We start from the raw sequence: 13,318 nt of genomic DNA, 5'->3' as shown, positions 1-13,318 counted from the left end.
TGCCACCGGGACAGGCAGACCGTGCCTCACGCAACAGCCGACGGCGAGCGCTCCACGGTCACCACCAGGTCGTTGTCGTCGCGGGTCAGGAAGTTCGGTAGTGAGAGTTTGGCGATCTTTTTCCAGGTCGAGGCCAACTGGTGGCTCAGTGAACCCGTGTTGTACGGCAGGCCGTAACGTTCGCAGATCTCGCGAACCTCGCCGGAGATCTCCGGATACCGGCTGGCGGGGATGTCGGGGAACAGGTGATGCTCGATCTGATGCGAAAGGTTGCCACTCATGATGTGGAACAGCGGGCTGCCGGTGATGTTCGCCGAGCCCAGCATCTGTCGCAGGTACCACTGGCCGCGCGTCTCGTCGGCGCACTCCTCGGCCGTGAAGGTCTGGGCGCCGCTGGGGAAGTGGCCGCAGAAGATGATCGAGAAGGTCCACAGGTTGCGAACGAGGTTGGCTGAGGCGTTACCCAGCAGCGTGGTCACGAACAGGGGGCCGGTGAGGGCGGGGAACACCACGTAGTCCTTGAGGACCTGTCGACCGGCCTTGCGCCACATACCCTTGACGAGACCTTTGACGTCATACCATTTGCGTTTGCCGGCGACGATGTTCTCGACCTCCAGGTCATGGAGCATCACGCCCCATTCGAACAGCAGCATCAGCGCGGTCGCATAGCCCAGGTTACCGAGGTAGTAGGGATTCCATTTCTGGTCGCGATCCATCCGCAGAATGCCGTAGCCGATGTCGCGGTCCTCGCCGATGATGTTGGTGAAGGTGTGGTGCATGTAGTTGTGGCTGTGGCGCCATTGGTCGGCCGGGCACACGGTGTCCCATTCGAATTCGCGTGAGTTGTAGGTGTCCTCACGCATCCAGTCGTACTGGCCGTGCATGACGTTGTGGCCGATCTCCATGTTGTCGAGGATCTTTGACACCGACAGTGCGCCGACCGCCGCGATCCAGGCGGGCGGGAAGAAGCCGAGGTACATCAGTGCGCGACCGGCGATCTCGAAGCCACGCTGGGCGCGGATGACCGAGTAGAGGTATTCGCGATCCTTCTCGCCGAGGTCGGCGACGACCCGTGCCTTGAGTTCGTCGAGTTCGCGGCCCAGTGCCTCCACTTGCTCGTAGCTGAGCACGATGTGTTTGGGGTCGTCGACGGTGGTGGGCTCGTGTGGGACGGGTGCGTCGATACCGACCAGGGCGGTGCCGGTGGTGGGGTGGTCGATGATGGTCATGTCAAACCTCGATTTCCACGTCGCCGACGGGCGCATTGATACAGAGTTGGATCTGCGTGTCGGCTTCGCTGTCGGTGTCTCCGGTCAGCACGTTGCGGGTGCAGCCGGATTTCTTGATCGCAGTGCAGGAGAAGCAGATCCCCATCCGGCAGCCGGAGTCGGGCCGGAGCCCGGCCGATTCCGCCTGGTCGAGGATGGTGCGGCCGTCGTTGGTCGCCGATCTGCCGGATCGCAGGAAGGTCAGCTCGCCGTCGACGGGTGCGTCGGGGTCGACGAAGATCGGCACTGCCAGCGTGAACGCCTCGCGGTGCAGCGGTTGGGTCAGTCCGGCCACGTCGTGATGGCGCTCGACGGCGTCCATCAGTGCAGCCGGTCCGCACACGAACAACTCGGCATCTGCGAAATGGTCGATGTCGTCGAGATGTGCGCCGGTGAAATGCTCGCCGTGGGCGTCGCGGGTGTAGTGCACCCGCAGGTCGACCCTCGGGTGGTTCGCGGCGATCGCGGCCAGTTCCGTCCGGTAGGCCACGTCATCCGGTGTGCGTGCGTAGTGCAGAAAGGTGATGGCTCCGTGGTGGCCCTCGGCTACGAGCGTTCGCATCATCGAGAGTACAGGTGTAATACCACTGCCGCCGCTGATGAAGACTGCCGAGCGGGGACGCTCGGTAGGTAGGACGAACTCGCCGGTCGCCGCCGACAGTCCGACGACCATGCCGACGTGCGCGTGGTCGAACAGGTACCGCGAGACGAACCCGCCCTCGTGGGCGGTCACCGTCAACTCGAGGTCCCCGCGGGGTGACGGAGCGTTCGCGGGGGAGAAGCACCGGGTGTGCCGGACGCCATCGATGACGGTACTGAGCTGGACATACTGTCCGGGAAGGTGGCCGGTCCACTGGTGTGTGGGGCGAAGAGTGAGTCGGACGGCCCGGCTGGTCGGGCGGTCCACCGCGATGACCTTGGCGCGGATGTCGCGCCAGGTCAGCATCGGGTCGATCAGTTCGAGATAGCGGTCGACGGGATGTGGCGAGAGGGCGCTCTCGACAATGGTCCCGAGGACCGAGGGAAGGCGGATGCTCATGGGCCTGGCTCCGTTCGTGTGCTCACTTGAGTGAACATATGTACACAAAACAGTGTGGCATGTTCGGCGCCGGTGTCGTCAAGGACTTTTGTTGTGACGGCTATCACGGGGACTGACGCGGTCTCCGGCGGCGGAGTCATCCCGCTCTAGACTCGGACCGTGACCAGGTCTCGACACACCGCGCGGCAGCGTCCGTCACGTGCTGTCGGCGAGCCGGATGGGCGGACTTCGGAGAGTCGGGCCGAGCGTAAGAGTCGTACCCGGCAGGGTCTGCTCGACGCGACGATGGAACTCGTCGCCGAGCGCAGCTTCGGCAGCATCAGTCTGCGCGAGGTGGCGCGGGGTGCAGGCATCGTGCCGACCGCGTTCTATCGGCATTTCGCCTCTATGGAGGATCTGGGCGTCACGCTGGTCGAGGATTCGATGCGGGTGTTGCGGCGCACGCTGCGCGAAGGGCGGCGCGATCTCGCCGCTCGGCAAGCTCTGCCGACGGCGCAGAACTCGCTGGCGATCCTGCTGCGCCACGTCCACGACAACGAGGCGCAGTTCCGGTTTCTGGTACGCGAGCAGCACGGCGGTATCGCCGAGATCCGTCGTGCCATCGACACCGAGTTGCGGTTGTTCTCCAAGGAACTCGCCATCGATCTGTCGCGGCTGCCCGACCTGGCGCAGTGGTCGCCGGAAGATCTGGAACTGGCCGCCGAACTCATCGTCACGATCATGCTGACCGCGGTCGCCGACCTCCTCGACAACGATTACCGCGGTCGAGAGGCCGAGCGCGATATCGTCGCCCGGACCGAGCGCCAGTTGGTCATGGTGTTCCTCGGCATGGGGCAGTGGCGAGTTCGTACGGATTAGTGTCGTATCGCCACGAGCGTGGCAGGTGAGCGGATTACTACAACTTCGTATCGAGCTGGGCATCGAGGGGTGATCCCGTTTAGTCTCCTGTTACTGATGTGACTAGGGAGACGCAAGTGACTCGTGTGAAGTTGATTGTCACGGTGACCGCCGTGACAATCGCCGGTTCGTTGCTCCTCGGATCGGCGACTGCTGCTGCCTCACCCGCGTGGTGGCCACCTCAACTCCCGCCGCTGCCGCCGCAGATCGCGAAGTTCCTCGAGCCGCCGGTGCCCACCGAGAAGAAGCTCATCAGCAGTTTCGCGAAGATGCAGAAGAGCATGCGCAGATCACAACCGGGCAAGGTGGGACTGGCGATCGTGGCGGTTGGTTCCGATCGCGTCATCACGATGGGTGACCTCACCACCGGCCGTGCGTGGTCGACCTTGAAAGTGCCGGTGTCGCTGGCCGCGCAGCGCCGGTACGGTGCGGCCGTGGCCGCAGAGGAAGACAAGGCGATCACGTTCTCCGACAATGACGCCGCCGGCGAGCTGTGGGGTGCGTTAGGGGGTGGCCAGAGTTCGGTCGACGCGGTGACCGCGGTACTGCGCGAAGGGCATGACACCCGCACGCAGGTCAGTTCGGAGGCGGATGACCCGCCGTCCTACCCCGGCTACACCCCGTGGGCGTTGGCCGACCAGGCACGTTTCGGGGCGCATCTGCCCTGTATGCCTGGTAGCGAGGATGTGATCCGGCTGATGAGCAACGTGGCGGCCAACCAGCAGTGGGGTGTGGCGACGATGGCGCCGAACAAGGGGGCGGTGACGGCGGTGAAGGGTGGCTGGGGACCGGCGACCTCCCGGTCGGCGGGGTACCTGGTCCGGCAGCTCGCGGTGATCACGACCACCCGCGGTGATGTCGCGGTCTCGATGGCGGCCATTCCGCGCAACGGCTCGTTCACCACGGGCACCCGGATGCTCAATCGGGTGGGGGACTGGCTGGAGCGCAACCTCCCACAACTGCCGACGGGACGATGCTGACTCGCGTACGCAAAAGGTGTCGACCAACGGCGGCTGCGTGACGGTCAGAGGTCGGGGCGTGCGTGGCGGCCACCCGGGCGTGGCGTCGCCGCCGGCGCAGGAGGCGGCGAGGGCGGCTCCGACCCCGCGCCGGCCGGTGTGGCGCCGGCGGGGCGGGTCAGCGCGGCCGCGATGACCGTGGTGAGTGGAACCGACAACGCGATTGCGATGCCGCCCACGAACGAGCGGGCCAGTTCCACCGCGATCGCATCGGTGGTGACCAGCGAGCCGAAGGGTTGTTGGGCCACCGAGAAGAGCAGCAACAGGGGCAGCGCACTGCCTGCATATGCGAACACCAGCGTGTACACCGTGCTGGCGATGTGGTCGCGGCCCACTCGCATCGCGGCGCGGAAGGTCGCCAGCCGAGTGGGCTCGCCGGCGGCGGCGAGTTCGAACGCCGCCGACGCCTGGGTGATCGTGACGTCGTTGAGCACGCCGAGGGTGCCGATGATGAACCCGGCGAGCAGCAGCCCACTGATCGAGATACTGCTCTGATACACCTGCAGGTTGACCGTCTGATCCCCCGACAGGCCGGTGATGTGCATCGTCTCGATGGACAACCAACTCAGCACGCCGGCGAGCACCAACGACACCAAGGTGCCCAACAGGGCCGAACTCGTTCGCAGGCTGATGCCGTGCGCTAGGTAGAGCACAACGAACAAGATGGCCGCCGACGACACCACCGCGACCGCCACCGGCGACTTCCCGTCCAGAATGGCCGGCAGGGTGAAGATGCCGAGGACCAGGAACGCGAAGACCAGCCCGATGATCGACCGGAGCCCGCGCCAGGCCGCAACGAGCACCACGGCACCGACGAACAGCAACGCCCAGATGATGGTCGGTACCGTGCGCCGATAGTCGAAGAAGGTGTAGCGCGTGTTGCCGTCCGGGCCCGGGACCACGCTGAGCCGGATCTTGTCCCCGACCGCAAGGGTCGGCTGTCCCGCCTGCGGCTGGTCGAGCTGGTCTGCCGGCGGGGCGAGCGCACCGGGTTCGGAGCCGGATTGCGCTCGGTTGGTGGGGATCTCCAGCAGCGTGTGTCGTCCCCGATCGTCGCCATCGTCGAGCTGCACGGTCGCCGCGATACACGGCCCGGTCGGCGAGGCGCCGGGAAGCTGGAACTCGGCACTGTCCTGCACGGTGCCGGTCAGCGGATTGAGGCAGTCCGCCCGTTGGGTGTCGACGACATGGGCGTCGACGGTCTGGATCGATCCACCGTCGGCGGAGCGGAATTGCATGGGAATGCTGTGCTCGGTGTCCGAGGGCCACAGCACGACGGCACCGACCACCACGCCCACGCCGATCACGCTGAGCGTGGCGATCACGAACCATCGTGCCAACGGCGACAGCACGGCGGGGATCTCCGACAGGTTGTGCGAATGACCGTGTCCGTGTCCGCGACCTGGATGACTCACGTCGACACCTTAGCGGTGGGGTGGAGCCTGCGGCGCTCGCAGACGGCAATGCGGTCGTGATTCGAGGAGTAGAAGTGGAAGTATGCGCTCCACAGACATCTTGATCGACGGCTTCGGCCGCGTGTGGGAGAACGTCCACGCCGTCCTCGACGGCATCACCTCCGAGCAGCTCGTCGAGCGGGTGGCGCCGGAGGCGAACACGATCGCGTGGCTGATCTGGCACATCTCGCGGGTCCAAGACGCCCAGGTCGCCGACGTCGCCGGCGTCGCCGGCGCCGACGAGGTGTGGACCTCGGGCGGTTTCTACGACCGATTCGCGCTGCCCTTCGACCGGTCGGCATCCGGCTACGGCCAATCACCCGACGAGGTGGCTCAGGTCATCGTCGAGCCCGGGCTGCTCGCGGAGTACCACGACGCCGCCCACGCCGCGACGGTTGGTTACCTGCGTACACTCTCCGACGACGATCTCGACCGGGTGATCGACGAGAACTGGGATCCGCCGGTGACCCTCGGCGTCCGTCTGGTCAGCGTTCTCGACGACGACGCCCAGCACATCGGGCAGGCCGCCTACATCCGAGGGCTGGTGGGCTGAGTCGGCAGCTGCCGGCAGAGCTGCCGACTCAGCCCTGCGGTCACGACATGCAGCCCTGCAGGGTCTGGAAGTCACCGGCGAACGCCGGTCCACCCGCGCAGGTCGGTCCATTCTTTCCGTCGACCACTACGGTTGCGCCCGGTCCGGCGATGCCGATGGCAAGCCCAGGCCGCACGCCCGTCATCGAGACTTCTGCGCCTGGCCCCACCGCGATTGCGGCCGGACCGGAGTAGTTGTCGCCGGTCACCGTGGCCGTGCCGCCGTTGTCGACGATGGCAAGTGTCAGGCCGGTCGGACCGGAGGACGCCGAGCAGTCCGCCATGGTGGCGGTCTGGCCCGGTAGAGCCGGGCACACCTGTGGTGCGGCCTGTGCGCTCGGTGCCGACAGGGTCAGGCCGATCGCGCCGGCGGCGGCGGTCGTTGCCAGTAGTGCGGCCTTGGTGATGGTGTGCATGGTGATCCTCCGAGTTGTTGGGTGCGGACATGGGCTATTCGGCGCCCTGTCGCAGATGGATGGGTGCCTGGGGCAGCCGGCCTCGAAGAGGTATCGCCGAATCGGACGGGGTATATCGGGTCAGTGCGTGAGGGGTCGGCAGACCCGTGAGACGATCGGCGCATGACCGAGCCCTCCACGCCGCCCGAGTCGGCCGGATCGGCGGCAGAACCGACTGTCGACGACGACTCGGGAGCGTCGGGCGACTCGATGCTGACCGTGGTCATCGCGTTCGTGATGAACGTGCTCATCGCCATCGCCAAGACGATTGCGGCGGCCATCACCGGGTCGGCGTCGATGTTGGCAGAGTCCGCGCATTCGTGGGCCGACGCCGGCAACGAGGTGTTTCTGTTGATCGCCGAACGTCGCGGTTCGCGTGGCCGCGACGAACGCCATCCCTTCGGCTACGGGTGTGAGACCTACATCTGGTCGCTGTTCGCAGGCTTCGGACTGTTCGCCGTCGGCGCGGCGGTGTCGGTGATGCACGGCATCACCTCGTTGACCGAACCCGAGCCCGACGCCAACTATCTCATCGGTTATCTCGTCCTGGCGATATCGGCTGTGCTGGAAGGTGTTTCGTTTGCGCAGTCGATTCGTCAGGCGCGGGTGGCGGGTGAGCGGTTCGCCATCCATCCGCTCCGCTTCCTCAATCGGACATCCAACACGACCCTGCGGGCGGTGTTCTTCGAGGACGCCGCGGCGTTGACCGGGCTGGCGTTCGCCGCGCTCGGTATGGCTTTGCATCAGATCACCGGGTCGGCGGTCTGGGATGCGATCGGGTCGATCCTCGTCGGCATCCTGCTGGGCGTGATCGCGATCTTTCTGATCAAACGCAACAGCGAGTTCCTGCTGGGGCAGACGGCGATGCCGCGGACTCGATCGTCCATCCTCCGAAAGATGCTCGAGCATCCCGACATCGAGCGGATCACCTATTTGCACATCGAGTATGTGGGACCGATGCAGTACTACTTGGTCGCCGCCGTCGACATGGTCGGGGATCTCGCCGAGCACGAACTTGCCGAACATCTGCGTCGAGTGGAGCGCGAGATCGAGGCGCACGAGCCGATCGTGGAGGCGGTCCTGACCCTGTCCACCGCGGCCGAACCGTCACTGTCACCGTGACGCCGCCCGGCGCGTAGGTTGGCAACCGTGGACTTACGCATCTTCACCGAACCCCAGCAGGGTGCAACCTACGACGACCTCTTGCGTGTGGCGCGGGCGACCGAGGATTTCGGGTTCAACGCCTTTTTTCGTTCGGACCACTACCTCGCGATGAACGTCGAGGGCACGCCGGGACCGACCGATGCATGGCTGACGCTGGCCGGGCTGGCGCGCGAGACGTCTCGCATCCGGCTCGGGACGCTGGTCACCTCGGCGACCTTCCGGTTGCCCGGCCCGCTGGCCATCTCGGTTGCGCAGGTCGATCAGATGTCAGGCGGGCGAGTCGAACTGGGGCTCGGAGCCGGTTGGTTCGAGGCCGAACATGCGGCTTACGGCATTCCCTTCCCCCCGCTGCGCGAACGCTTCGACCGGCTCGAGGAGTCGCTGGAGATCGTCACCGGACTGTGGGGCACCCCGGCGGGCCGTCGATTTGACCACCCGGGCAAACACTTTGCGCTGTCCGATTCGCCCGCTCTGCCAAAACCCGAGCAGCAACCGCGGCCGCCGATCATCATCGGCGGCGCCGGAAAGAAGCGCACCCCGGCAGTGGCCGCCCGTTTCGCCGACGAATTCAATGTGGCGTTCGCACCCATCGATACCGCTACCGAGCAGATCGGCCGGGTGCGGGCGGCATGCGCCACCGCCGGCCGACGCCCCGAGACCATGACCTTCTCCGCTGCGCTCGTGCTGTGCTGTGGGCGGACCGACGCCGAATTGGCGCGCCGAGCCGAGGCGATCGGTCGTGAGGTCGACGAGCTGCGGGAGAACGGAGCGGCAGGCACCCCGGGCGAGGTCGTGGAGAAAATCGAACGGTACCGGGAGGCCGGTGTGGACCGGATCTACCTGCAGACCCTCGACCTCAGCGACCTCGACCACCTGGAGGTGGTGGCGGCCGACGTCATGCCGCACCTCCGCTGAGGTCTGTCACGAAGGGTCGACCCAACGTGGGACATGCCGGTGCATGTCATCGGACTCCCTTCTCGGACAGATGCTTCGACAGTCGCGTCATGATGTCGAGCAGGACCGCGCCGTCGTCCACGGACACGGCGTCGAAAAAGAGCTTCTGCACACAACGCAAGTGATCTGTTGCGGCGGAACGGAAGGCCGCGGCTCCGGCGTCGGTGAGAACGGCATAGCTGCCGCGCCTGTCCTCGTCGGCGCGCTCGCGACACAGCCAGCCGCGTCGGACGAGCGTGTCGACCTGATATGACAAGCGCGAGGTGGAGAAGACAAGTCGGTCGGACAACTCGCGCATGCGTAGCCGGCGTTGCGGTTCGTCGTACAGCAACATCAGCAGCTGGTAGTCCGCCAGCGACATGCCCGCGGTGGTCTTGAGATCCTCGTCGAGGATGGTCTGCAGGCGGGCACTGGTCTCGATGAAGTTCTGCCAGGCCGCCGGGCGTGGATCGGCGCTCACCGACCGGTGTGCGGCATGAGCGCGTCCGGCGGGATGACGCCGAGACGGCCCGCCTGGAAGTCCTCGATGGCCTCCATCAGCTGCTGACGCGTGTTCATGACGAACGGCCCGTACTGGACCACCGGCTCGCGGATGGGGCGTCCACCGAGTATCAGCAGCTCCAGCGCCGGACGATTCGAGTCCTGGCCGGCGTCGGCGGTCGCGGTGATGCGGTCACCCGTGCCGAACACAGCGAGTTGGCCCTGCCGGATCGGGCGTGCCTGGGCGCCGACGGTACCGCGGCCGGAGAGCACGTACACCAGTGCGTTGAAATCGGGGCGCCACGGGATCGACAGCCGCGCACCGGGGGAGACGGTGGCGTGCGCGAACGTGATCGGGGTGTGGGTCGATCCCGGACCGGTGTGGCCGTCGACGTCGCCTGCAACAACACGGATCAAGGCGCCGCCGTCATCAGAACTGAGCAGTCCCACCTGGGCGCCCTCCAAATTCTGGTACTTGGGTGCCAGGAATTTGTCCGCCGCCGGCAGATTCACCCAGAGCTGGATGCCGTGGAACAGCCCGCCGGAGTCGACCAGTTCGGCCGGTGGCGTCTCGATGTGCAGGATGCCCGCACCTGCGGTCATCCACTGGGTGGCACCATTCTCGATGAGCCCGCCGCCACCGGTGGAATCCTGATGCTGGAACCGTCCGTCGATCATGTAGGTCACGGTCTCGAAGCCACGATGCGGATGCCACGAGGTTCCCTTCGGTTCGCCCGGCTCGTAGTCGACCTCGCCCATCTGGTCCATGTGGACGAACGGGTCGAGGTCGGCCGGCGAGACACCGGCGAACGCACGGACGACGGGGAACCCCTCACCTTCGTGGCCGCGGGGACCGGTGGTGACCGACTTCACCGGGCGCTCGACCTCGTCGGGGGCGGCGGTGCGCACACGGGGCAGGGTGAGGGTATCGGCGGTGACAGCAGGCATGTCCAGCTCCTTCCAGGTAGCTCAAATCTGAGCTATGTCGTGCTCAACCGGGCCGAGCCGAGCCTTATTCCAGGCGAATGACCCGACGGGTTCATAACGTCTCGCCGGAAATGATCGAGCGTGAATAATGGAGGCCATGGCCGACAAGGGACTGGGCAATCGGGACATCGGGGGCAGGGGCGCCGACACGCGCGGACCCGAACGTCAGCGGTTCAAGAAGCTCGCGCAGGCGGCGCTGAATGCGGACATGACCGTCGATCAGGTCGAGGGGATTCTCGCCGACCTCGGGGACACGCTCGTCGATATGAACAAGACCATCGGCGGTCTCGACGGGGCCATCGACACGATGGACGACACGCTGTCCAAGCTGTCGGTCACGCTCGATCAGGTCGACAGCACGGTGGCGTCGATGGGAGACATCGTCGCGCGGCTGGAACAGGTGGTCACCAGGGTGGAGGCGCTCGTGGGTATCGGCGAGGCCGCGCTGCGGCCGCTGGGCGCGATCGAGTCGGTGGGCCGCGGCGTCGCGTCGAGGCTCGGCATACGGAGCTGAAAACGGGAGTGGATATGCAGCGCGTGGAACACAGTTTTGTCGGCGGCCATCGCGAGACGATCACCTATGACGTCATCGACCCGATCGATCAGCCGCGGGCGGTGGTCGTCATCGCGCACGGCCTCGGCGAACACGGTCGCCGCTACACCCACGTCGTCGATCGACTGGTGGCGGCGGGCAACCGGACCGTGGTGCCCGACCATCTGGGCCACGGTCGCTCAGGCGGCAAACGTCTGCGTCTGCGGCGCTTCGCCGACTTCACCGACGATCTCGACCGCGTGATCGGCGAGACCGCCGTCGCGGACCGGCCGACCTTTCTGGTCGGGCACAGCATGGGTGGGTGTATCGCGCTGGACTATGCGCTCGACCACCAGGATCGATTGGCCGGGCTCGCGCTGTCCGGCGCGGCGGTGGTGCCGGGCGACGACATGTCGCCCATCGCGATGAAACTGGCGCCGGTGCTGGCCCGGGTGGCCCCGGGGCTGCCCACCACGGCACTCGACGCGAGCGCCATCTCGCGTGATCCGCGGGTGGTCGCCGACTACAACGCTGATCCGCTGGTCATCCGCCGCAAGATCCCCGCCGACCTCGGGGCTGCGATGCTCACCACCATGCAGTCCTTTCCACGCCGACTACCGCGACTGCAGCTGCCTCTGCTGGTCATGCACGGCGGCGACGACGTACTGACCAGCCCGGCGGGTAGCGAACTGGTCGAACGCCTCGCCGGATCGTCGGACAAGACGTTGACCATCTATGACGGCCTGTATCACGAGATCTTCAACGAACCCGAGCGTGACCGGGTGATCACCGACGTCGTCGACTGGCTGGCGGCGCACACCCCGGCCTGAGCGTCATCGCGGATCGGATCAGGGCACCGGCGTTGTCGTCGGGATCGATGACTGCGCCGGGGTCGGGACCGACGGGGCAGTGCTCGGCGGGACCGTCGACTCCCCGGTGTCGGTACCGGACTCGGAAGCCGGCGACTCCGACGTCGGGGTGGATGTGCTGGGCTGGGTGTCGTCGGCGGACGAAGATGTCGAAGCCTCCCCGGACTCGGTGGCCGACGCCGACGTCGAATCGGTCGACGCGCTCGATGCCGTGGACTGTGCCGACGTGCTCGGGTCGGCCGATAGATCGACGGTGTCGAGCGCCGGCGTGGACTTGGCGGCGAGCAGGGCGGCCTGGGTGGCCTTGGTGGAGCCTTCGGGGTCGGGGGTGCCGGAGGCGTCAACCACCTGCACCTTCTCGGTCACCGGCGGGTTGTTTCGCAGCGCCTCGAGAACGTGGTCCTTGCCGTCGGCGAGACCGCGACCCCAGTTCTCCCAGGTGTGGCCGCCGTAGTTGGGCAGCGAGATCACCGATGCGCCGCTCTGCGCGGCCTGCAGTTGCATGAGGACCGTCGACACCGCGGAGAGCATCTCGAGCGCCATGGCGCTGATCTGATCCTGCTGGGACAGTTTCGCCATCTCGCTCGAGGTGAGGAATCCGTTGCCGGACGAGATGATCAGCACCTGCCCGTTCTCGTTGAGTTTGTTGACGTTCTTCGACGGATCGTTGTCGGTCCACCGCTGACTGCCGGGTTCGCCCCACATGTTGACGATGCCGTTGGTGTAGTTCGACACGATCGTCTGGCTGGCGAACACGCCGAGCGCACCGATCGGGTTGTCGGTCTGGTAGTAACCCGACATCGCCTGCACGACCTTGAACTGGTCCGGATGACGTTCGGCGAGTGTCACCGCGGGGCCACCCGACATGGATAGGCCGACGATCGCGTTGTTGTTCTTGCTGACGCCGAAGTTCTCGGCGAGGTAGTCGGGGAGTTCCTCGGTCAGGAACGTCTCCTGCTGGATCGTGGTGTTCTCCGCACCGGCGCCGGCGTCCCAATCGGTGTAGAACGACGACGCCCCGCCGACCGGCATCACCAGAGTGGTGTCGGTGCTGCCGTCGTAGACCTGGGCGGCCTGCACATCGTTGGTCCACGCGGAGCGGTCCTCTTGCGCGCGCATGCCGTCGAGCAGGTAGATGCCCTGATCGCTGCCGTTGGAGGCTCGGATCTGGACGGTGACGAACTTGTTCTGCGACTCCGACCAGACCTTGCAGTTCTGCACGTAGTTGCCCGACGAATCCCAGGTGCAGCCCTCACGCAACACCTCGGGATGTCCCGCCATGGCCGATGCCGTGTTGCCGCCGGAGAGCAGCGATCCCACGCCGAACAGGCCCAGGCTCAGCACCACCACGGCGGACAGGCCCGCGACCCGACGTCGGATACTGCGCCGGGGTGTCGGGGCAGTGGCGTCGGGCGCCACCCGCCACCCGTCGGCGATCATGGACGAATCCGGCTGTTCCGGTTGGCTGGGCATGCGACTCCTGACATCTACGACTTCCCCCGATGCACGACGACTCACCTCGCGGAGGTCCTGGCGTGCGCTGCCCGGTCTGTCGTTGCCGGGCAGGCGGGCGTTACCGATCGTTGCTGTGCCATCGACTGTGCATCCG

General features: G+C 66.3%; 14 protein-coding genes. 7 read left to right on the top strand and 7 right to left on the bottom strand.

Annotation, left to right across the window (positions count from 1 at the left end; all coding sequences use genetic code 11):
- Window positions 1-26: 26 nt before the first annotated feature.
- Together ACIGKQ_RS09320 and ACIGKQ_RS09315 are read right to left on the bottom strand one after the other, a co-directional pair.
- Entirely contained in the window at window positions 27-1,229 is a 1,203-nt protein-coding gene (locus ACIGKQ_RS09320) for a fatty acid desaturase family protein (protein WP_396573363.1), read from the bottom strand.
- Between the two features lies 1 nt (window position 1,230).
- A complete protein-coding gene (locus tag ACIGKQ_RS09315) occupies window positions 1,231-2,307 on the bottom strand; it encodes a ferredoxin reductase (RefSeq protein ID WP_328715832.1) in 1,077 nt (358 codons plus the stop codon).
- 159 nt (window positions 2,308-2,466) lie between these two features.
- Between ACIGKQ_RS09315 and ACIGKQ_RS09310 the strand changes: the two genes are divergently transcribed.
- Both ACIGKQ_RS09310 and ACIGKQ_RS09305 read left to right on the top strand, forming a co-directional pair.
- Complete coding sequence (locus tag ACIGKQ_RS09310) at window positions 2,467-3,165, top strand: TetR family transcriptional regulator (protein WP_372474997.1); 699 nt, start codon at window positions 2,467-2,469, stop codon at window positions 3,163-3,165.
- A 158-nt stretch (window positions 3,166-3,323) separates the two neighbouring features.
- Entirely contained in the window at window positions 3,324-4,184 is an 861-nt protein-coding gene (locus tag ACIGKQ_RS09305) for a hypothetical protein (RefSeq protein ID WP_372475003.1), read from the top strand.
- 44 nt (window positions 4,185-4,228) lie between these two features.
- Here the strand turns inward: ACIGKQ_RS09305 and ACIGKQ_RS09300 are convergent, their stop codons facing one another.
- The gene (locus tag ACIGKQ_RS09300) at window positions 4,229-5,638 is read right to left on the bottom strand and encodes a YibE/F family protein (protein ID WP_328715833.1); all 1,410 of its coding nucleotides are present in this window, start codon (window positions 5,636-5,638) and stop codon (window positions 4,229-4,231) included.
- Window positions 5,639-5,720: 82 nt separating this feature from the next.
- On the opposite strand from ACIGKQ_RS09300, the gene ACIGKQ_RS09295 reads away from it, so the two are divergent.
- The gene (locus ACIGKQ_RS09295) at window positions 5,721-6,230 is read left to right on the top strand and encodes a DUF664 domain-containing protein (RefSeq protein WP_287014773.1); all 510 of its coding nucleotides are present in this window, start codon (window positions 5,721-5,723) and stop codon (window positions 6,228-6,230) included.
- A gap of 40 nt (window positions 6,231-6,270) precedes the next feature.
- Here ACIGKQ_RS09295 and ACIGKQ_RS09290 read toward each other — a convergent pair whose 3' ends face one another.
- Entirely contained in the window at window positions 6,271-6,684 is a 414-nt protein-coding gene (locus ACIGKQ_RS09290) for a hypothetical protein (protein WP_287014774.1), read from the bottom strand.
- Window positions 6,685-6,846: 162 nt separating this feature from the next.
- Between ACIGKQ_RS09290 and ACIGKQ_RS09285 the strand changes: the two genes are divergently transcribed.
- A complete protein-coding gene (locus tag ACIGKQ_RS09285) occupies window positions 6,847-7,845 on the top strand; it encodes a cation diffusion facilitator family transporter (RefSeq protein ID WP_396573360.1) in 999 nt (332 codons plus the stop codon).
- Window positions 7,846-7,872: 27 nt separating this feature from the next.
- Window positions 7,873-8,802: an LLM class F420-dependent oxidoreductase gene (locus tag ACIGKQ_RS09280; RefSeq protein ID WP_287014775.1), complete on the top strand. Its 930-nt coding sequence runs from the start codon at window positions 7,873-7,875 to the stop codon at window positions 8,800-8,802.
- A 46-nt stretch (window positions 8,803-8,848) separates the two neighbouring features.
- On the opposite strand, the gene ACIGKQ_RS09275 is transcribed toward ACIGKQ_RS09280, so the two are convergent.
- Window positions 8,849-9,301 carry a MarR family winged helix-turn-helix transcriptional regulator gene (locus ACIGKQ_RS09275; protein WP_287014776.1) on the bottom strand — a complete coding sequence of 151 codons (453 nt, stop codon included), beginning with the start codon at window positions 9,299-9,301 and terminating at the stop codon, window positions 8,849-8,851.
- Complete coding sequence (locus tag ACIGKQ_RS09270; RefSeq protein WP_396573358.1) at window positions 9,298-10,269, bottom strand: pirin family protein; 972 nt, start codon at window positions 10,267-10,269, stop codon at window positions 9,298-9,300. Before ACIGKQ_RS09270 ends, ACIGKQ_RS09275 begins: the two co-directional genes overlap by 4 nt.
- A 136-nt stretch (window positions 10,270-10,405) precedes the next feature.
- Here ACIGKQ_RS09270 and ACIGKQ_RS09265 point away from each other — a divergent pair, with 136 nt between their 5' ends.
- Window positions 10,406-10,822 carry a hypothetical protein gene (locus ACIGKQ_RS09265; protein WP_328715834.1) on the top strand — a complete coding sequence of 139 codons (417 nt, stop codon included), beginning with the start codon at window positions 10,406-10,408 and terminating at the stop codon, window positions 10,820-10,822.
- A gap of 14 nt (window positions 10,823-10,836) precedes the next feature.
- On the top strand, window positions 10,837-11,670 hold the full coding sequence (locus ACIGKQ_RS09260) for an alpha/beta hydrolase (protein ID WP_287014858.1): 834 nt from the start codon (window positions 10,837-10,839) through the stop codon (window positions 11,668-11,670).
- A gap of 18 nt (window positions 11,671-11,688) precedes the next feature.
- On the opposite strand, the gene ACIGKQ_RS09255 is transcribed toward ACIGKQ_RS09260, so the two are convergent.
- Window positions 11,689-13,182 (bottom strand): alpha/beta hydrolase-fold protein, encoded by a 1,494-nt coding sequence (locus ACIGKQ_RS09255; RefSeq protein ID WP_396573355.1) that lies wholly within the window; start codon window positions 13,180-13,182, stop codon window positions 11,689-11,691.
- Window positions 13,183-13,318 lie beyond the last annotated feature (136 nt).

Source organism: Gordonia sp. NPDC062954, from assembly GCF_044543825.1.
Taxonomy (GTDB): domain Bacteria; phylum Actinomycetota; class Actinomycetes; order Mycobacteriales; family Mycobacteriaceae; genus Gordonia; species Gordonia tangerina.
The sequence above is the reverse complement of the archived record's forward strand: the minus strand, read 5'-3'. Positions and strand labels throughout refer to the sequence as shown.